We start from the raw sequence: 19,819 nt of genomic DNA, 5'->3' as shown, positions 1-19,819 counted from the left end.
GGTTCGCTACGCGCGGAAAAACCGTGCGTAGCGAGCTCAAACTTCCTTCACGCGTCGTATGAGCCAGCAGCGAGTTGCCGCTATCCGCTCAGCTAGCGTTCCGTAAACCAATCAACGGGTAAAAACGGACCTCACTCCATCCGCCGATGTCCCGCACACCAATCGAGAGGCTAACTAGTTGGCGATCTGCCGCGCCCCGGCGTCACGCAGGCGCCTGGCGCGCTGGCCTGCGGCTGCGCATCGTCCCTGCTGCGGGCGCGCCGCCTTACAGAATCCGCTTGCCGAGCAGCGAGGCGGCCAGCTCGACGGCCAGCCGCGACGTGCGGCGGCTCGGGTCGAGCAGCGGATTCACCTCGACCAGCTCCAGCGACGTGGCGAGGCCGCTTTCGGCCAGCAGCTCCATCGCATAATGCGCTTCGCGGTAGTTCAGCCCGCCCGGCACCGGCGTGCCGACGCCGCATGCTTCGAGCGGATCGAGCACGTCGAGGTCGAAGCTGACATGCACGCCGTCCGTGCCGTCGCCGGCGATGGCGATCGCCTGCTCCATGACGGCATGGATGCCCATGCGGTCGATCTCATGCATCGTGAAGCAGCGGATGCCTTCCGCGCGGATGAATTCCCTTTCGCCCGGATCGAGGTCGCGGGCGCCGATGATGACGACGTTCTCCTTGCGGATGAACGGACCCGCCCCCGGGATGTCGGCGAGCGTGAAGCCGCCCCGCCCGATCGCGGCGGCCAGCGCCATGCCATGGATGTTGCCCGACGGCGTCGTCTCCTCCGTGTTCAAGTCGCCGTGCGCGTCGAACCAGATCAGCCCGAGATTGCCCCGATGCCCCGTCAGTCCGGCCAGCGTGCCGATCGCGATGCTGTGGTCTCCTCCCAGGACGAGCGGGAAGCGTCCGCCCGCGGCCGCCCGGTGCACCTGCTCGCCGAGCAGTCCCGCCATCTCCTTCACCTCGGCCAAGTATTTCATCTTGGTCCCGGCGGTCGCGGGTTCGGCGGCGAGACGCGGCACATCGACGACGATCTCCTCCGCCAGCTCGAGGCCCATATGCTTCAGCTGGCGCTTCATGCCCGCCTCGACGATGCTCTCCGGGCCGAGCTCGGCGCCCGCCCTTCCGCCTCCCAGCCAGAACGGCGCATGGATCAGCTGGATTTTTTTCGCCGCTTCCGGGCGGCTGTGGAACGATTCGGCATAGCTGAACATATCGGATTGCCCCTTTATCGATAGAATGGAAATCGAATTCAGCTCGAGGTCAGATTCAATTCATTCACGTCAACCGCTTCAATCCAGTCCGTGGCCGTCGCCGACGAGCACGAGCCGCAGGCGCTCCAGCGCCCACTCCAGCTCCTCCTCCGATATCGTCAGCGGCGGCGCCAGCCGGATCGTATTCTCATGCGTCTCCTTGCAAAGCAGCCCCAGCTGCATGAGCTGCTCGCAGTACGGACGCGCCGGACCTTGCAGCTCGATGCCGATGAACAGGCCGCTGCCGCGGATTTCCTTGACCGCGGGGCTGCCCATGGCGCGCAGCCGCTCCATGACGAGGCCGCCCAGACGGAGCGAGCGGCCGGCGAGATCCTCCTCCTCCAGCACGTCCAGCGCGGCTGCCGAGACGGCGCAGGCGAGCGGATTGCCGCCGAACGTCGAGCCGTGCGAGCCGGGCTCGAACAGCCCGAGCACCTCATCGCTGGAAGCGACGGCCGAGATCGGCAGGATGCCGCCGCCGAGCGCTTTGCCCATGATGTACAGATCCGGCACGACCCCCTCGCGGTCGCAGGCGAACGGATAGCCGGTGCGGCCGAAGCCGGTCTGGATCTCGTCCGCGGCCATCAGCACGCGCTGGCGGTCGCACAGCTCGCGGATGCCGCGCAGGTAGCCGTCCGGCGGGAGCACGATGCCGGCCTCGCCCTGGATCGGCTCGACGAGGATCGCCGCCGTATGCGGCGTGATCGCCGCCTCCATCGCCGCCAGATCGCCGTACGGAACGATCGTAAAGCCCGGCAGGAACGGGCCGAAGCCGCTCTTGTACTCCTCATGCGACGAGAACGAGGTGATGGCGAGCGTGCGTCCGTGGAAATTGCCGCTGCAGACGATGATGTCCGCCTGGCCGTCCGGCACCCCCTTGACGCGGTACGCCCAGCGGCGGACCGCCTTCAGCGCCGTCTCGACCGCCTCCGCTCCCGTATTCATGGCGATGAGGCGGCTTTTGCCCGTATAGCGGGCCAGCTTCTCGTAAAATTCGCCGGCGGCGGTGCTGTGGAACGCGCGCGAGGTCAGCGTCACCTTGTCGGCCTGCTCCTTGAGCGCGGCGACGAGCTTCGGATGGCGATGGCCGTGGTTGAGCGCGGAGTAGGCGCTCAGAAAGTCCATGTACGACTTGCCCTCCGGGCTCTTCACCCAGACGCCCTGGGCTTCTTCGATGACGACCGGCAGCGGATGGTAATTGTGCGCCGCATACCGTTCCGAGAGTTCAATCGTGCGAGCCGAGTTCATAAATCCTCTCCCGTCTGCATCAATATGCATATTGTATTTTGTATACAAATCATGCCGGTAAAAAACCTGCATGCCCTCGGCATCCAGGCGGAAAAGCGTCTTCCAGCGAAAATCCCCGCTGCTCGAATTCGAGCAAAGAATGGGCTGCTCTATCCTATTCGGACAGCGCTTGTCCGATTCCTGCTGCGCCCGAATGGGGCGGTTGTCCCAGCGTCCGGGTCGCCGCCGGCTCACCCCTATGTATACAATATTCAGTCTGAATCAAAAAAAAGAGAGAGTTATGGAAGAGATCATAACATAGGATTCGAAAACCATCAACGGAATTTTCAGACGTTTCCGATGGCGGCCCCCCAGGCCCGCCTTTTATTTCCATTTCAGACGGAAAGAAGCTTGATGAGGCAAGGAGGCAGTGATATGATGACGGTAGATCATTTGTATACATTATATTGCATAACCATACATAGCAGGATGATCGCCATTACGCCGCAAAGGAGTCTTCGGCATGCAGCTCAAGTATCAATCGTTGAAGGACCATGTCTACGAATATATCGCGCAGCGCATTCAGGACGGCAGCCTGCAGCCCGGCTCCAAGATCAACGAGGCGGAAATCTGCAAGCGGCTCGACATCAGCCGCACGCCGACGCGGGAGGCGCTTTTCCAGCTGTCTTCGGACAATCTGCTCGACTACTTGCCGCGTCGGGGCTTCACGGTGAAGGCGTTCGACCGCAAGAAGAAGGAGGATTACTCCCTCCTGCTCGGCACGCTCGACGCGCTCGCCGCCTCGCTCGCCTGCGAACGGCTGGAGGAACGCGACTGGAAGCAGCTCGACCGGATCGTCGAGGCGATCGAGGACGATCTCGATGCCCATGATTTCGGCGGCTATTATGCCCGCCAGGCGGAATTCCACGACTTTTACCAGAACCGCTGCGGCAACTCGCCGCTCGTCGACAGCCTCCACTCGCTCAAGAACGGCTTCATGCGCCAGAGCTACGCCAGCGACGACAAGGGCCGGCTCGCGTCGCTGCTCCGCCAGGTCAACGCCGAGCATCGGCTGATCGCGCAGCTGTTCCGCGAGCGCGACAAGCTCCGGCTCGAGCAGGCGATCAAGCATCACTGGCGGATCATCGACTTCGACATGATCTGAACAGCTTTCGACCGGCAGCAGCCAAAACAGCCCGCCGCTCGGCTTCCCGACCCAAGAGGATCGGAAGCTGGAGCGGCGGGCTCTTTTAGGATAGGGAGCCTCCCCGATCAGCGGGGAAGCACGTACAGCAGGATCGTGAAGAAATGCGCGATCGACCCCGCCAGCACAAACAGATGCCAGACGGCGTGATGGTACGGGAAGCTGCGCCAGACGTAGAACACCGTGCCGACCGTATACAGCAGTCCGCCGGCGATCAGCAGCGTCAGGCCCGCCGGAGCGAGGCTCGCGGTAAGAGGGCCCCAGGCGAAGACGACGATCCAGCCCATCAGGATGTACAGCAGCGTCGACGTGAACAGGAAGCGCTTGGTGAAGTACGCCTTGAACACGACGCCGGCGACGGCGATCCCCCAGACGATGCCGAACAGCGTCCAGCCGAGCGATCCGCCGATCGTGTGCAGCACGAGCGGCGTGTACGTGCCGGCGATGAACACATAGATGAACGAGTGGTCGAGCACCTCGAGAATGTCCTTCATCCGTCCGTCGCGGAAGCTGTGCACGAGCGTCGAAGCCGTGTACAGCAGCAGCATCGCCGTGCCGTAGATCGTGAAGCTGACGACATGCATCGCCGTCCCCTTCCAGGCGGCGAAGACGATGAGCACGACGAGCGCCGCGATGCTGAGCGCCGTGCCGATGCCGTGGGTGATCGCGTTCGCGACCTCCTCGCGGCGGGTGTACGTATGCGTGTTGGCCATGGGGCCCCTCCTTTCCGGTCTTGCTCCATCCTATGGCGCTTGGGCCTGGGCGGTTCCGGCATCGCTCGTTAGACGAGCGGCTCGTCCTTAAAGTCTACACCCGCTCGTTGGAATACGCCACTCTGGCGTTCACCTCGAAGATCGCCTCGCCCGTCGCCGGGTCGTACTGATAGGCAGGCTCGTCCAGATCATACAGCCAGAACTTGCGGATGCGCTCCTCGCCGCCGTCCGCCTCCGTAATGAAGTGGAAAAAGTTCAGCTGGCCGACGTTCGCTCCGATATAGTCGGCCTCGCGCGGCGTCAGCGCGCTGACGGTGATGATCCAGCCGCGGCCGCCTTCCTCGACATGCGCGGAGAGCTTGTGCTCGGCCGTGTCGATGAGCGTCCGGCCGATGACGAGCTTGATGAGCAGCTTCTCGCTGCGCTTTTCGCTCATGCGCCCTCTCCTCCCCCGGCCGGCGCGCCCGCGCCCATGTCCAGCAGCAGCAGCCGGCCGCCGCCCGCGCCGCCCTTGAGGGAGAGCCGCGACAGGCCGTCCGCCCGCAGCGTATCGCCCTTGAACAGCTCGCCGATGCCCTCGATCTCCACTTGGCCGTCGATGGCGAACAGATACAGCAGCCGCTCCTCGCGCGTGAAATGCTCGACCGTCATTCCCTCGTCCAGCACGGTCAGATAAAACGTCACGTCCTGATGAATGGCGGCCGCTCCCGGTCCGGCCGCATCGCGGGAAACGATCGGCAGCAGCTGGCCGCGCGCCGACTTGGGATCGAAGACGCTCGTCTCATAGGAAGGCTCGAGCCGCCGCGTCTGCGGGGCGAGCCAGATTTGCAGCAGATGGACCGGCTCCTCCGGATCCGGATTGACCTCGGAGTGCACGATGCCGGTGCCGGCCGTCATCCGCTGCACTCCCCCATAGGTCGTGACGGCGCTGTTGCCCGCGCTGTCCTCATGCTTCAGCCGGCCGCTCAGGACGACGGAGACGATCTCCATCTCGCGGTGCGGATGCGCGCCGAAGCCTTTGCCCCCGGCGATGATGTCCTCGTTGAATACGCACAGCGGCCCGAAGCTGCGATTCGCCTCGTCGTAAAACTCCCCAAAGCTGAAGCTGAAGCTGCTTTTCAGCCAGTCGCTCTCGCGGTGGTACCGGTCCTCGTTGCGGATAATGGCCTGCATGGAAGATTCCCCTTTCTTTATTGAATCAGCTAACCTTTTATAAGTGTAGCGGACGAATAGCCGGCTTTCAACCAGGAATAGATCGCGTCGACGGTCTTTTCCAGATTGCTGCGCGAGCTGGCGTCCACATAGGGAAGCTGATGCCGGAAATAGTTCGTATGCCCGCCGATGACCGGCAGCCCCTCCACATGGCCGGGCGCATGGCGGACGCGGCTCCACTGCGGCATCCGTCCGGGAACGGACCGCCAGCCGCCCCAGCCGCCGATGCGCGTGATCGGATCGTCCGGCTTGCCGGCGGCGTCGACCGCGTAGAAATACGCGACCGACGCCTGCAGCGCGTCGTCGATCGGCGTCTTGGGCGAGCCGACCTGGGCGACGCGCAGCAGCTCGGCGTCCACGCCGCGCTGATGGAGCAGGCGGGCGGCCTGATAGGCGGCCAGCCCTCCTCCGCTATGCCCGATGAACAGAATCGGGCCAGCCCCGCCGTAGGTGCGCTCGATCTCCTTGACCATCGAGCGCCCGCCGATCCGCGAGGGCAGCACGCGGCGCGCCAGGTCGGAGCGGACCTCCCACACTTGCCGCCAGAGGCTCCGCGAATAGTCGCCGTAGGGGAACAGCGTCTCGAATTCGGCCTCCGTGCCGATCAAGCCGAGCAGCCGCTCGAGGCGGCGCCGGCATTCGTAAAAGGTGGACGGATACGTCGCGACGCCCGCGACATGGTACACCGTCATCTTTGGCGGAAGCTGCTGCTCCATGCTCCGTCCCCCCTTTCCCCGATTGCTAAATTGTAGCATGTTCCGATTCCGCGGCGCCAATTCGGCGGCCGGCGAGGCGAGGCAGGGAGCGGACGGATGAAGCTCCAGCATCAGGAACATACTTTACCCATCGCATGCGCGGCATGAAGCCGCATCCGGAGGTGAAGCGAGGATGACGATGATCCAGATCCGCGACGTGAACAAACGCTATGACGACGGCTTTCATGCCCTCAAGAACATCAATCTCGAATTCCGCCAAGGCGAAATGACCGTGCTGATCGGCCCGAGCGGCTGCGGCAAGTCGACGACGATGCGGCTCGTGAACCGGCTCGTCTCGCCGACGAGCGGCACGGTCGAGATCGGCGGCCGCGACATCCGCTCGATCGATCCGGTCGAGCTGCGGCGCAGCATCGGCTACGTCATCCAGAGCGTCGGCCTGTTTCCGCATATGACGATCGGGCGCAACGTCGCCGTCGTGCCGAGGCTGAAGCGCTGGGACGCGGACAAGACGGCCCGGCGCGTCGACGAGCTGCTCGACATGGTCGGGCTGAAGCCCGACCTGTACCGCGACCGCTATCCGTCGGAGCTGAGCGGCGGACAGCAGCAGCGGGTCGGCGTCGTGCGCGCGCTGGCGGCCGATCCCGACATCATCCTGATGGACGAGCCGTTCAGCGCGCTCGATCCGCTCAGCCGCGAGCAGCTGCAGGAGGACGTGGCGCGGCTCCAGCAGGAGCTGCACAAGACGATCGTGTTCGTCACCCACGACATGGACGAGGCGCTCAAGATCGCCGACCGGATCGTGCTCATGAAGGACGGCGAGGTCGTGCAGAGCGACACGCCGGACCGCATGCTGCGGCGTCCGGCGAACGACTTCGTGCGCACGTTCATCGGGCAGAAGCGGCTCGAGGCCGGCGGAGCGGCGGACGTCGCCGAGCGCGAGGCCGGACCGGATCTCGGCGGCTTCGTGATGGCCGACGGGCCGACGGTGAACGACGTCATGGTGACGCAGCCGGCCGTCACCTATCCGGGACGCGGCCTGGCCGAGGCGATCACGACGATGGAGCGGCGCAAGGTCGACTCGCTCTACGTCGTCGACCGCCAGCGCAAGCTGCTCGGCAGCGTATCCATCTACAACGTGATGGACAGCTACGGCGACGAGGACAAGACGGTCGCCGACGTCATGATGCCGGTGCGCTACTCCGTGCAGTCCGGCACGCCGCTGACGCAGGCGGTCGAGCTGCTGGCGAGCCACCGGCTGCACAACGTCGCCGTCATCGACGAGGACAGCCGCTTCATCGGCCTCATCACGCGCGGCAGCGTCGTGCGGCATCTGGCGGAGAAGCTGCCGCATGGCGACAACGGGGAGGAGCCTGGCTCCTCTACCGGCCTCGGCCCGCAAGGCGGCAATCGGGAGGAGCACTCATGAGCGCCGGCCTCTCTTTTTTTGAGTTTCTCGGCGAGCGGCTGCCGGACCTGCTGCTCGCGCTGCGCGAGCATCTGACGCTGTCGCTGATCGCCGTGCTCATCGGCTCGGCGATCTCGCTCCCGCTCGGCGTGCTGCTCGTCTACAGCCGGATCGGCTGGCTGAACAGCGCCGTCTTTTTCCTTGCGAACCTGCTGCAGACGATCCCGAGCCTGGCGCTGCTCGCCATCCTCATCCCGCTCATGGGCATCGGGGCGCGCCCGGCCGTGCTCGCGCTGCTGCTCTACTCGATCATGCCGGTGCTGCGCAACACGTACGAGGGCTTCCGCTCCGTCGATCCGCATGTGCTGGAGGCGGCGCGCGGCCTCGGCTACTCGGCCGCCCAGCGGCTGCTGCGGGTGCAGCTGCCGCTCGCCGTGCCGTACATCATGTCGGGCATCCGGCTGACGACGGTGTACGTCATCAGCTGGGCGACGCTCGCCACGCTCGTCGGCGCGGGCGGCCTCGGCCAGCTCATCGTCTCCGGCATGGGCGTCAACCAGCCGTATCTGATCGTCGCCGGCGCGCTCGGCGCGATCGCGCTGGCGCTCGCCGCCGACCTGCTGCTCGGCTGGCTCGAATCCGCGCTCGGACGCCGCTTCGGCCTGCGGGGAGGTGCGGCGGCATGAGCCTGGCACGGCGATGCGGCGAGCGCGGCACGGACAAGGGACGCTGCGGCTGGCGCTGGCCGAAGACAGCGACGGCTCTAAAGGCTCTGGCCGGCAAGCCTCGGGCGGCGAGGACGGCGGCGAGCGCCTGCCTCGTCCTGCTGCTGACGCTGGCGGGAGCCGGCTGCGGCGCCCGGCCCGACCTGCGGATCGGGGCGCAGACGTTCACCGAGACGAAAATCCTCGCCGAGATGTACAAGGCGCTCATCGAGCAGAAGACCGGCCTCGACGTCAAGGTCATTCCCGACCTGGCGGCCAGCCCGCTCGTCTTCAGCGCGCTCGATCGCGGCGACATCGACCTGGCGACGCTGTATTCGGGCGAGATTTTCAACAACCACTTCCCGCTGGAGAGCCTGACCAAGGACCGCGCCGAGGTGCTGCGGCAGGCGCAGGAGGGCTTCGACCGCTACTACGGCTTCGACTGGATGGATCCGCTCGGCTTCGAGAACACATACGCCTTCACCGTGCGCCGCCAAGTCGCGGAGGCCAGAGGCTATCGCAGCATCTCCGACATCAAGCCCGACGCGGCCTCGATGCGCTTCGGCGTCGACACGTCCTGGCTGGAGCGGGCTAGCGACGGCTATCCGGCTTTCCGGCAGGAGTACGGCATCTCGTTCGCCAAGGCGTATCCGATGGAGCTGAGCCTCGTCTATACGGCGGTCAAGAACGAGCAGGTCGACATCGTGCTCGCCTACTCCACCGACGCCCGGCTCAAGGCGTTCGATCTCCAGACGCTGCAGGACGACCGCCATTTCTTCCCGCCCTATGACGCCTCGCCGGTCATGCGCAAGGAGATGGAGGCGCTCCATCCCGGCGTCAAGGAGGCGCTGCGGCCGCTGATCGGCGCGATCGACGCGGAGACGATGATCGGGCTCAACTACCAGGTTGACATCGAGAAAAAGAGCGAGCGCGAGGTCGCCCTCGCCTACCTGAAGCAGAAAGGGCTGATTCCGAAGTGACGGAACCGGACATGACGTTCGCCGACTTCGCGGACTATTTCTGGCGCAACCGCGGGCTCATGGGCGAATATTTCCTCCAGCATGTGCAGATGGTCGCCGCCGGCGTCGGGCTTGCCCTGCTGGCCGGCGTGCCGCTCGGCATCCTGTGCATGCGCGGCCGCTGGACGGCGCGCCTCGTCCTCGCCGTGACCGGCATCCTGCAGGTCGTGCCCTCTCTCGCCATGCTCGTGCTGCTCATGCTGTGGATGGGACTCGGCAACGCGACCGTGATGGCCGGGCTGTTCCTCTACTCGCTCAATCCGATCGTGCGCAACACCTACGTCGGGCTGCAGCAGGTGAGCGGCAGCCTGATCGACGCCGCGCGCGGCGTCGGCATGAGCCGCTGGCAGCAGCTGTGGCGCGTGCGCGTGCCGCTCGCGCTGCCGTACATGATGACCGGCCTGCGCGTCGCGGCCGTCATCGCCATCGGCGTCGCCACGATCGCGCCGCTCGTCGGCGGCGACGGCCTCGGCCGCGAGGTGTACGCCGGCATCAACGGCCAGAACTCGCTGCGCATCTACTCCGGCGCGCTGCCGGCCGCGCTGCTCGCGATCGTAGCGGATATCGGCCTCGGAGCGCTCCAGCGCCGGCTCGATCCGGCCGCCGCCCGCTCGCGGCGGCCGCGCGCCGGCGGCGGCGCGTCCGGCAAGGACGGCGCCGATGCGGCCGTGCCGCCGGTGCCGAAGGCGCAGGGCTGAGCGCCGGCGCTCGGGGCCTTTGGGTCATTTTGCCGCGGCCGGGTAATAAGGAAGACGGACTTATCGCAGCGAAGGAGAGGACTGCCGGATGAAACTGACGCACGAGCAAGTGATTCAGCTGCATGGCTTCAACAACCTGACGAAGTCGCTCAGCTTCAACATGTACGACATCTGCTACACGCGCACGAAGGAAGAGCGCGAGGCGTACCTCGCCTACATCGACGAGCAGTACAACTCGGATCGGCTCGACGGCATCCTCCGCCATGTCGCCGACATCATCGGCGCGCATGTGCTGAATACGGCCAAGCAGGACTACGAGCCCCAGGGCGCGAGCGTGACGCTGCTCGTCTCCGAGGGACCGGTCGTCCAGGTGCCCAAGGAAGCGTTCGACGAGTCGCCGGGCCCGATGCCGGCCAACGTCGTGCTGCAGCTCGACAAGAGCCATATCACCGTGCACACGTATCCCGAGTTCCATCCGGACGAGGGCATCAGCACGTTCCGCGCGGACATCGACGTCTCCACCTGCGGCGAGATCAGCCCGCTGAAGGCGCTGACGTACCTGATCTCCTCGTTCGATACCGACATCATGACGATCGACTACCGGGTGCGAGGCTTCACGCGCGACATTACCGGGCACAAGCTGTTCATCGACCATGACATCAGCTCCATCCAGAACTACATTCCCGACGAGGCGCAGGATCTGTTCCATATGATCGACGTCAACGTCTATCAGGAGAACATCTTCCACACGAAGTGCAAGCTCAAGCAGTTCGACCTCGACAATTACTTGTTCGGCTACACCCGGGACAAGCTGAGCCGCGCCGAGCAGGACGAGATCACGGAGAAGCTCAAGGCCGAGATGGACGAGATCTTCTACGGAAAAAACATGAGCTGACCGCCGCGGAAAAGGAAAGACGCCCCGCCGAATGGACATCGGCGCCCCCCAGGGGCCAAGCCGATGACGATTCGATGAGGCGTCTTTTTTCGCATGGCGTCGACGACGCAGGAGCGGCGGCGCGCGTCCGTCAGCGGCGCTCAGCCTTGGGCCGCGCGGACGGGAGGCGGGCTCTGGACGGGCGCCGAGGCCGGCCACAGCCGGCCTGCGAGCAGCAGGCCTCCGACGCCGACGACCGCGATCAGGGCGCCGAGACCGGCAAAGATGAGGCGCGGTCCGGCCAGGCCGACGAGCAGCCCGCCGAGCAGCGGCGCCACGATCATGACCGTGCCCAGCACCATGCTCTGGATGCCGAACACCCTTCCCGTCATGGCGGGAGGCGTCTCCTTCTGCAGGCAATAGCTGAAGGCGACCATGAACATGCCGTTGCCGGCGCCCAGCAGCAGGCCGAGCAGCAGGACGGGCAGCGCGGCGACGCCGGGCTGCAGCAGGCCGAGCCCGCCGATGGCAGCGCCGATCATCGCGTAGCCTCCGCCGAGCCGGACGCCGTGGCTGAGCTTCGCTCCGGCGCGGTTCATAAGGGCGATCATGCCCACCGCTCCGGCGCCCGCCGCGGCGATGAGCCAGCCCAGCATCTCGTCCCGCTCAGGGGCGATCGCGAGGAACAGGCTGGCGAACTGGAAGTCGACGATCTGGATGAGCAGCGTGCCCGCCAGGCCGAACAGCATCGTATTGCGCAGCAGGCGCGAGCGGAGGATGAAGCTCCAGCCCTCCCGCCACATCTGCCGGGCCGGAATCGGCGGAGGGCCGCCATCGCCGGCGCTCGCCGGCGCACCAGCGCCGCGGGCGGCGCCGGACGCCGCGACCTCCGGCTTGACGAAGAACAGCAGCAGGCAGGAGAGCAGCCGCAGGACGGCATTGAGGGCGATGCACCAGCCCGGTGAAAGGACGCTCAGCGCCAGTCCGCCGAGCAGCGGTCCGGCGATCTTGGAGCTTTGGTTCACGAGGCCGTTCAGCGAGGATGCCTGCAGCAGCTGATCCTCGCGGACGAGGCTGCGGGTCAGCGCCTGCTGGGCCGGCACGTTCAGCGAGGAGACGGCCGACCGCAGGGCGAGCAGCGGCAAGAGCGCGTAAAGGTTCGGCGCGAGCAGCAAAGAGGCCGTCAGCAGCGCCGTAGCCAGATCGCAGAGGCGCATCAGCTTGAGCTTGTCGACCCGGTCGGCGATGACGCCGGCAAAGGAGCCGAACGCGATGCCGGGCAGAGCGAGGCTGACGGGGATGAGAGCCAGCATGAGCGGGCTCGCTCCCCAGCGGTAGGCGACGAGCACCTGGATGGCGATCATGTCGAACCAGTCGCCGAAGACGGCGAACGTATAGGCGCCCAAGACGCGCCTGTACGCCTTGTTGGCCAGCAGGCCGCGGCCTGCTGCGGATGGATGGGTCATGGCGGATCTCTCCTGTCCGGCGGGAAGCCGTTGGTTGAGATCCACTTTAGCGGCGGAATGTCAGAGGATCATCAGAGGAGCGCCAAAAAATCCGTCCGGGGCGCGACGCTGAAATCAGCCCTGCAGTCCGGCCTCGAGCTCCCGTCCGATCCGGCTCAGCAGGCCGGGCAGGCCGCAGCGGGCGGACTCCTCCGCGAACTGCCGCTCGTACCGGCGGACGGCAGCCTCCGCGCCGGGGACAGGCATCTGCCGGCAGAGCTGCACGATGCGGAACAGCCCGAACAGCTTGATCGGCACGAAGCCGGAGATGTCCAGGACGCCGAGCCCCTCGTCGATCCTCGCTTCCCCCGCCTTGCGGTCGCCGGCGCGCAGGCGCCTCAGCCCGCTGACGATCTGGAAGCTGCCGATCTCCCTCAGGAAAGGCTGTTCGGCCAGCAGCCTTTCGATGCGGGCTTCCAGAGCCTGAAGCCGCTCATCGTCCGTCTCCATGTAGAGCCGGGCGTACAGCTCGGAGACGGCCGCCGGCGTCTCGAAGCTCTTGAAGCCGGGATCGCGGGCGATCCGCTCCCGGGTGTGCCGGAGCCGCTCCAGCGCGGCCTCCGGCCGGCCCGACGCCGCATACAGATCCAGAATGTTGAGCAGCTCCACCTCGCGATGCTGGCTCTCCGGCAGCCGTCCGTCAGCGAGCGCCCGCTCGCAGTAGGCGAGGCTCTCCTCGGGCTTCCCGGCGAACAGGAAAAACAGCAGCAGCCAGTACAGCCGCTCCGGCGGCTTCAGGCCGCCGCCGTCCAGCAGCCATTGCACGTCGCCTTGCACGAAGCGGGTGTAGACGGCATAGAACGGGTCCAGCTCGAACCCGAGCACATCCTGCTGGCGGGCCAGCGCCAGCATCGACTTGCCCTGGCCGTAGCGATGGTATTTGACGAAGATCTCCCGCATCTGCTCCTGCAGCTCTCCATCCTGCGCGGAGGGCTTGCCCGGATCGCCGCCGACGCCGCCGCCGATGGTCAGGACATAGCCGAAGCCCCGCACGGTGCGGATTTCGACTCCGTCGAGCGGAGCCAGCTTTTTGCGCAGCCGGTAGATGTGGTCGTCAACCGTCCGTTCGACCGGATACTCGCGCGGCCATACGCGGTCGAGGAGCTGCTCGCGGCTGAAGGCCTGCCCCTGGTTGCGGCTAAGGAATTGAAGCAGGGCATATTCCTTCGGCAGGAGCTCGATCGACACCCCTTCCGTCGACACGGCATATCCGTTCTCGCTGAATTCCAGTCTCATGACGATGCTCCTTTTCAAGATCCTGGCGCCATTATAGCATGCTCTTCGCGAGAGCCGCTTCCCTGCGGATGTCCAAGCAAAAGCAGCCCCGCCTCGGCCTTGGCCGAAGACGGGACTGCAAGGAACGGATGCGGCGGCGGGCGTCAGTGGGCCGCGTGCGTGCCGAGCTGCTCGTTCTCGTGCAGGCTCGCCTCGCGATAATTGACGTACACGCGCAGCTTGGCCGCGAGCTTGCGGTCGATGCCGCCTTCCTCGAACAGCCGCTGGATCTCGTTGCGCTCGGCCTGCACCGCCTTCTGCTCCAGCTCGCGGCGCTCGGCGGCAGTGCCCGTCTCGCCCCGCCCGAACCGGTCTCCGCGCAGGCGCAGCGCCATCTCGCGATAATGGCCCAGCATCGCCTGGATGAGGTCCGGGCTGTACTCGCCCTCAAGCTCGCGCAGGCGCTCGATCGAGGCGCCGATGGCCGCCTGCTTGAGATCCTTGTACTCTTCCTTCACCCGCTCGGCCTTCAGACGCGCCTTGCGCAGGCGGCCGCGCTTGGTGAACAGCCGGATGAACAAGCCGTACAGCAGCGCCGCCAGCAGCTTGAAGCGGTTCGTCAGCGCCAGCTCGACGCGGTTCAGCGACGACTGGAACGCCTCCTCCAGCTGCGGCGTGATGCGCCCGTCGGCCAGCCATTCGCGGGCGAGCCGGCGCTCGGCCTCCAGCGCTTCCAGCCGCAGCGGCACGACCGCCGAGCGGGACTCCGTGTCGGCCGCCAGGCCGATGCGCAGCTCCTGCAGCCGCTGGGCGTAATCGGCCTTGATCGCAAGCGCCGCCGCCTGGTTGTCCTCGCGCATCTCGGCCTGCACCGTGCTCAGGCCGGCTTCCAGTACCTTGATGCGCGCCCGCCGCTCCGCTTCCTTGGCGGCGGCCTCCGCGCCGACCTTCGGCGCCGCCCCCGGCTCGCGGGTGAGCAGCGGCAGGAAGACGCTCGCGATGACGAGCGTCAGCAGGATGACGCCGGCGCAGATGAACAGGATGAGGCTGCGCTCCGGGAACGGCGAGCCGTCGCCGAGCAGCAGCGGGATCGAGAACGCGCCCGCCAGCGTCACGGCTCCCCGCACGCCGGACAGCGCCGTCAGCAGCGCCGGCTTCCAGCGGCGGTCGCTCGCCCATACCCAGACGAAGCGCAGCGCCAGCAGCAGCGCCGTAATCGCGAAGATATAGCCGATGACCTGGCCATTGTGGTAATTCGGATCCTCCCATATTTTCGTAATGACGGCCGGAATCTCGAAGCCGAGCAGCATGAACACGAGGCCGTTCAGGCAGAACAGGATGACCGACCAGGTGCTGTCGGACACGACGTTGAGGCGGATCGTCGACGGTCCCATCCGGTCGCGCTCGACGGCATGCACGACGCCCGCCGCGACGACGGCGAGGATGCCCGACACATGCAGATGCTCGGCGGCAAGGAAGATGAGGAACGGCGTCAGGATGAGGATCAGCATGTGGACGGTGATGTCCTCCATCCCCCAGCGCCGCAGCCACACCCGCAGCCAGACGGCGGCGAAGCCGAGCGCCGCGCCGACGGCGAGTCCGCCGAGCGCGATGACGATGAAGCTGCCGGCCGCATGCGTGATCGAGAAATACCCCGTCACCGTCGCCGCGATCGCAAAGTTGAACGCGACGAGGCCGGAGGCGTCGTTCATGAGCGCCTCGCCCTCGAGCAGGCGCAGGATGCCGCCGGGCAGCTTGGCCCGGCCGGAGATCGAGCCGACCGCGACCGCGTCGGTCGGCGACAGGATCGCGGCGAGCGCGAACGCGGCCGACAGCGGAATGGCCGGGATCAGCCAGTGGATGAACGGCCCGACGAGCAGCACGGTCGCGAAGACGAGGCCCAGCGCCAGCAGCAGGATCGGCGAGCGCAGCCGCCACAGCTCCTCGCGCGGGGTGATCTTGCCGTCATTGAACAGCAGCGGCGCGATGAACAGCACGAAAAACAGCTCCGGCTCGAACGGCACATGATGCACGAACGGGCATGTACGCCGCCGCGATGCCGAGCCCGATCTGGATGATCGGCACCGGAACGAACGGGATGAGGCGCTGGATGACGTTCGAGGCTCCGATCATGACCAGCAGCGCCATCGTCAGCAGAAAAATCTCCATGATTCCATCAAGCTCCTTCAGCGAATGGACAGCCTTATGAGGCAGTATCTTATTACTTTACCATAAGAAAGCAGGCTGAGCCTAACCGGGACGCGACGCCCTGCGTCCAGGGGACGCCAGCGTCGAGCGGCATGCCTGCATCCTTGCGGCACGCCAGATCAAGTCGGCATGCCAGATTAAGGCGACACGCCTGCATCGCGCCGCACGCCCGATTAAGGCGGACGCCTGCATCAAGGCGGCACGCCTGCATCGCGCGGAATCGACCATAGCCCGATTTCTAGAGCAGCCCGCCCCAGCAGCGCCCTCCCGTCGGCCCCCTCCACCCGCATCTCCAACGATACTCACAGACGTTATTTCCTTCAAAAGAGGCTCGTTAAAAACGTAACGATACTCAGCGAGCTTATTGCTCCAAAAAATAGCTTTTGCCATGCCGAAACGACTGAATAGCGCTCGCCAGTATCATTAGATTGCCAAAAACCTCCGATTCGACAAAATAAGGCTTCTCCGTATCGCTAGAGCGTCTATGCAATCCCGCTGTCAGGCTTGCATGCCTCGACATGATGCCGGCGCTGCGAGAGTGAAGCTCATGAAATAAAGAAGCGTTCCGCCCGGCACTTTCGAGCCGATCGGAACGCTTCTTTCAATATTAAGCATGGGGAATCTTATTCCGGAGCTCGCAGCAGCTCCGTCATGTCGATCGGGCTCGCGCGGAGGCCGAGCTCGGCCAGCGCGTCGGCGAGCCGCTGCTCCTCCGCCTGGATGCCGGGCAGCAGCGGAGCGGTGCCGAAGCTTTTGCGCTCGAACAGGCGCAGCCACTGCAGATGCGTGACGTCCGTCTGCTCGCTGAGCCGCTCCGCCGCGTCATGATAGTCGCGCAGCAGGTACTCGTCCTGCATGCCGTACGCCCAGACGACCGCCTCCAGCAGCTCGCCGCGGCTCGCCTCGTTCTCGGCCGTCGTCAGCAGCAGCTCGCGCAGGCCGACGGCGCCTGCGATCGCCTGTCCGTCCGCGAGCACGCGGTCGTCCAGCGACTCCAGCCGCGTCAGCTCCGGCTCCTGCGCCGCCCATGCGTCGAGGCTTCCTTTGCGAAAAGAGCGGATCAGCTCCGCCGGCGACAGCGGCCGCAGCTCGACCTCCGCCTCGGACAAGCCGGCTTGGCGCAGCGCCTGCAGCAGCAGCGCGTGGCTGTTGCTGCGCGGCACGTAGCCGATCGTCCGCCCGCGCAGCCAGGCGACGTCGCCTGGCTCGCTTCCCTCGCGGGCGACGATCGCATAGGCCTGCGGGTTGGACGGCTCCGCCGCCAGCGCCCGCAGCCCGTCGCCGGCTTCATGCAGGCTCGCCAGCGCCGCATCGTCCGCTTCGCCGAAGTCGGCCTCGCCGCTCTGCACGGCCTGCACGAGCGCGGAGCTGTCCGCGTACTCGCGCCAGGCGAGCTTGACGCCCGCAGCCGCGGCAGCCTGCCGCAGCGCCTCGTCCTCGCGCAGCAGCACGCGCGGGCTGTCTTTGACGTAGCCGATCGTCAGCCGCTTCGGGTCGAGGCTGCGATCCGCCCATGCGGGTTCTCCGCTGCCGGAGCTGCTGCCGAGGCCGCCCGCGCTTCCGCCGGCGAGGCCGGGCAGCCTGCCGAAGCCTGCGAGCGCCAGCAGCGCGATGCTCGCGGCGACCAGCGCGGCCAGCCGCCAAGGCGATGCCGGTCCAGTCTGGCCGCCGGGCCGCTCGCCGGACCGCAGCCGAGCGCCGCGCCGGCGTCCGCCGCTCTCCTCCGCCGCCGCAAGCTGCGAGGCGCCGCCGGCAGCCTCCGCCGCTGCGCGGTCCGAGGCGCCGCCTCCGTCCTGCCGCGCAGACGGTCCGGCCGGCAGCGAAGCCGATGCCAGCGGATCGCTCCAGCGCTGCCGGTCGGGCCGGCCTTCCTCAGCCATGAGCGGCCAGACCTCTCCGCCAGCGCGTGAACCGCCTTTCCACCCAAGCCAGAACGTAATTGAGCAGCAGGCCCATCGCCGCGAGCAGCAGGATGCCGGCATACATGTCGGGGATCTGGAAAATCTCCTGCGAGTTGAGCGTGTAGAAGCCGAGTCCCGCCGAAGCCCCGATCATCTCGGCGGCGACGAGCGCCGTGATGCAGTTCGCTCCGCCGAGCCGGATGCCGGTGAAGATGCTCGGAGCCGCCGACGGCAGGATGACCCGGAAGAACAAGTATGCCTGCGACGCGCCCATCGAGCGGGCCGAGTCGATCAGCAGCTTGTCGGCGGAGCGCACCCCGCCCACCGTGTTCAGCAGGATCGGCCAGAACGACGCCCAGAGGATGATCGCCGTCTTGGACGCTTCCCCGATGCCGAGGAAGAGGATGAATACGGGCAGCAGGGCGAACGCCGATATTTGCCGGAACAGCTGCAGCAGCGGATCGAGCAGCGCCTCGACGCGGCGGAACCAGCCGATCAGCAGGCCGAGCGCAATGCCTCCCGCGGCCGCCAGCAGCAGGCCCGACAGCGAGCGGCTCAGGCTGGCCGACACATGCTCCCATGCCGCTCCGCTGCTCAGCAGCTCCCAGACGGTGGCCGCCACGACGGAAAACGGGCTGAGGTAAGCCTCGCTGATGACGCCGAGCCGGGGCAGCAGCTCCCAGAGTACGAGGAACGCGACGATCGCCGCGCTCCGTTCTACGATTCGTCCCGCCGAGAAGGCGGACGAGGGTCGAGCCATGAGCATCTTCTCCTTTTCGGGCAGACCGCTTGGCCGCTATGCGTTATGACGTTATGGCGTTATGGCGTTATGACGTTATGGCGTTATGGCGGTGCGACGCTAGTCCGTTCTGACGTTATGCCGCTAGGCCGAGCCGGACGCGTTCGGGTTGAATTCGTTCGTATAGACGTCCTTCACCTTCACCTTGCCCTTGTCGATCTTGCCGTTCTCTTCGAGAATATCGATATAGTACTGGATCGGCGGCTCGGTGACGACCAGGTCCTCGACGTAGGCGAAGCGGTCGATGTACTCCACGTTCATGTTCAGCCGCTTCGCGATGATCGCCTTCGCCTCCTCCGGATGGTCGTTCACCCAGTTGGCCGTCTTGGCGATCGTCGCGACGAAGTCGCGGACCGCCTCCGGATGCTTGCGGGCGAACTCGCCGTTGGCGCTGTACGGCGCCATGCCGCCGAGGCCGCCGTCGAGGTCGTAGTCGCTCCACAGCTGCGTGAACTTCTCGTTCTTGCCGGCGCGGCCGGAGAACGGCGCGTGGATGATCGCCAGGTCGATGCCGCCCTGCTCCAGCGTCTGCTCCTGCTTGTCGTCCGGCACGACGAGGAACTTGATCTTGCTCACGTCGACGCCCTGCTCCTTGAAGTATTTCTTGGACACGAACTCGGCGCAGGCGCCGAAGCTGTTGATGCCGATCGTCTTGCCCTCGAGGTCCTTGGCCGTCTTGATGCCGGAGTCCGCCCGGGCGAAATACTTCATGTGCGGAGCGTCCTCCAGCGTCTTGCCGCCGGCGGAGACGACCTTGATGTCGGCGCCGCTGGCGATCGCCGAGATGACGAGAGGCACCATCCGCGAGCCGAAGTCGATGTCTCCGGTGCCGACGAGCGGGATGATCTGCGGCGCGGCGATCTTGCCGACATATTTCGGCCGGGTGGACGTGCCGTCGAAGTAGCCGAGCTCGTCTGCCAGATAGACGAGGTCGAAGCCGGGGTTGTCGGGGTACTTGAACTCGACGATTTCTTTGCCGCCGGCTCCGGCCGCGGCTTCCGCCGGCTCGGCCGGCTCGTTCTTGCCGCAGGAGGCGAGCAGCGCCGCGGCGGCGATGACGGCGAGCGCCGTCAGGCTCGTTCGGCGCATGGCGTGGATGCGGATGGCTTTCATTGATAGATAGGCTCCTTTCGAATCTATGGATAAGGGGCTGTCGGAAAAGAGAGGCGGTTG

General features: G+C 66.1%; 19 protein-coding genes. 6 read left to right on the top strand and 13 right to left on the bottom strand.

What is annotated here, in order from left to right; all coding sequences use genetic code 11:
* Positions 1-265 precede the first annotated feature (265 nt).
* Complete coding sequence (gene rocF / locus H582_RS0125165; protein WP_052333667.1) at positions 266-1,207, bottom strand: arginase; 942 nt, start codon at positions 1,205-1,207, stop codon at positions 266-268.
* 78 nt (positions 1,208-1,285) lie between these two features.
* Positions 1,286-2,494: an ornithine--oxo-acid transaminase gene (rocD, locus tag H582_RS0125160; RefSeq protein ID WP_028600750.1), complete on the bottom strand. Its 1,209-nt coding sequence runs from the start codon at positions 2,492-2,494 to the stop codon at positions 1,286-1,288.
* A gap of 502 nt (positions 2,495-2,996) precedes the next feature.
* Between rocD and H582_RS0125155 the strand changes: the two genes are divergently transcribed.
* Entirely contained in the window at positions 2,997-3,638 is a 642-nt protein-coding gene (locus H582_RS0125155) for a GntR family transcriptional regulator (RefSeq protein WP_028600749.1), read from the top strand.
* 107 nt (positions 3,639-3,745) lie between these two features.
* Here the strand turns inward: H582_RS0125155 and trhA are convergent, their stop codons facing one another.
* The 4 genes from trhA to H582_RS0125135 form a co-directional block, all read right to left on the bottom strand.
* Positions 3,746-4,390, bottom strand: coding sequence for a PAQR family membrane homeostasis protein TrhA (trhA, locus tag H582_RS0125150; RefSeq protein ID WP_028600748.1), 645 nt, complete (start codon positions 4,388-4,390; stop codon positions 3,746-3,748).
* A gap of 94 nt (positions 4,391-4,484) precedes the next feature.
* Positions 4,485-4,826, bottom strand: coding sequence for a hypothetical protein (locus H582_RS0125145; protein WP_028600747.1), 342 nt, complete (start codon positions 4,824-4,826; stop codon positions 4,485-4,487).
* The gene (locus H582_RS0125140) at positions 4,823-5,563 is read right to left on the bottom strand and encodes a pirin family protein (RefSeq protein WP_028600746.1); all 741 of its coding nucleotides are present in this window, start codon (positions 5,561-5,563) and stop codon (positions 4,823-4,825) included. Before H582_RS0125140 ends, H582_RS0125145 begins: the two co-directional genes overlap by 4 nt.
* A 29-nt stretch (positions 5,564-5,592) precedes the next feature.
* Positions 5,593-6,318, bottom strand: a complete 726-nt coding sequence (locus H582_RS0125135; RefSeq protein WP_028600745.1) for a hypothetical protein — start codon at positions 6,316-6,318, stop codon at positions 5,593-5,595.
* Between the two features lie 178 nt (positions 6,319-6,496).
* Here H582_RS0125135 and H582_RS29620 point away from each other — a divergent pair, with 178 nt between their 5' ends.
* The 5 genes from H582_RS29620 (at position 6,497) to speD (ending at position 11,039) form a co-directional block, all read left to right on the top strand.
* Entirely contained in the window at positions 6,497-7,744 is a 1,248-nt protein-coding gene (locus H582_RS29620; protein ID WP_052333670.1) for an ABC transporter ATP-binding protein, read from the top strand.
* Positions 7,741-8,409, top strand: coding sequence for an ABC transporter permease (locus tag H582_RS0125125; RefSeq protein ID WP_028600744.1), 669 nt, complete (start codon positions 7,741-7,743; stop codon positions 8,407-8,409). The genes H582_RS29620 and H582_RS0125125 overlap by 4 nt, the downstream gene beginning before the upstream one ends.
* Positions 8,406-9,407 carry a glycine betaine ABC transporter substrate-binding protein gene (locus H582_RS29615; protein WP_084137611.1) on the top strand — a complete coding sequence of 334 codons (1,002 nt, stop codon included), beginning with the start codon at positions 8,406-8,408 and terminating at the stop codon, positions 9,405-9,407. The genes H582_RS0125125 and H582_RS29615 overlap by 4 nt, the downstream gene beginning before the upstream one ends.
* Positions 9,404-10,144, top strand: coding sequence for an ABC transporter permease (locus H582_RS29610; RefSeq protein WP_052333666.1), 741 nt, complete (start codon positions 9,404-9,406; stop codon positions 10,142-10,144). Before H582_RS29615 ends, H582_RS29610 begins: the two co-directional genes overlap by 4 nt.
* Before the next feature lie 88 nt (positions 10,145-10,232).
* The gene (speD, locus tag H582_RS0125110) at positions 10,233-11,039 is read left to right on the top strand and encodes an adenosylmethionine decarboxylase (protein ID WP_028600743.1); all 807 of its coding nucleotides are present in this window, start codon (positions 10,233-10,235) and stop codon (positions 11,037-11,039) included.
* A 140-nt stretch (positions 11,040-11,179) separates the two neighbouring features.
* Here the strand turns inward: speD and H582_RS0125105 are convergent, their stop codons facing one another.
* The 7 genes from H582_RS0125105 to H582_RS0125080 all read right to left on the bottom strand — a co-directional run bounded on the left by H582_RS0125105 (position 11,180) and on the right by H582_RS0125080 (position 19,759).
* The gene (locus H582_RS0125105) at positions 11,180-12,484 is read right to left on the bottom strand and encodes an MFS transporter (protein ID WP_028600742.1); all 1,305 of its coding nucleotides are present in this window, start codon (positions 12,482-12,484) and stop codon (positions 11,180-11,182) included.
* A gap of 114 nt (positions 12,485-12,598) precedes the next feature.
* Positions 12,599-13,759: a winged helix-turn-helix domain-containing protein gene (locus H582_RS33215; RefSeq protein WP_043112090.1), complete on the bottom strand. Its 1,161-nt coding sequence runs from the start codon at positions 13,757-13,759 to the stop codon at positions 12,599-12,601.
* Positions 13,760-13,902: 143 nt separating this feature from the next.
* Complete coding sequence (locus H582_RS29600; RefSeq protein WP_240479081.1) at positions 13,903-15,735, bottom strand: cation:proton antiporter; 1,833 nt, start codon at positions 15,733-15,735, stop codon at positions 13,903-13,905.
* Positions 15,704-15,907 carry a hypothetical protein gene (locus tag H582_RS33060; protein WP_240479080.1) on the bottom strand — a complete coding sequence of 68 codons (204 nt, stop codon included), beginning with the start codon at positions 15,905-15,907 and terminating at the stop codon, positions 15,704-15,706. Before H582_RS33060 ends, H582_RS29600 begins: the two co-directional genes overlap by 32 nt.
* Positions 15,908-16,569: 662 nt before the next feature.
* Positions 16,570-17,826 (bottom strand): ABC transporter substrate-binding protein, encoded by a 1,257-nt coding sequence (locus H582_RS0125090; protein ID WP_028600741.1) that lies wholly within the window; start codon positions 17,824-17,826, stop codon positions 16,570-16,572.
* A complete protein-coding gene (locus H582_RS0125085; RefSeq protein WP_052333665.1) occupies positions 17,819-18,607 on the bottom strand; it encodes an ABC transporter permease in 789 nt (262 codons plus the stop codon). Before H582_RS0125085 ends, H582_RS0125090 begins: the two co-directional genes overlap by 8 nt.
* Positions 18,608-18,730: 123 nt before the next feature.
* Positions 18,731-19,759: an ABC transporter substrate-binding protein gene (locus H582_RS0125080; RefSeq protein ID WP_028600739.1), complete on the bottom strand. Its 1,029-nt coding sequence runs from the start codon at positions 19,757-19,759 to the stop codon at positions 18,731-18,733.
* Positions 19,760-19,819 lie beyond the last annotated feature (60 nt).

This window comes from Paenibacillus pasadenensis DSM 19293 (assembly GCF_000422485.1).
GTDB lineage: Bacteria > Bacillota > Bacilli > Paenibacillales > Paenibacillaceae > Paenibacillus_O > Paenibacillus_O pasadenensis.
Note: the sequence above shows the minus strand (reverse complement) of the source record. Positions and strands in the feature narration are given on the sequence as shown.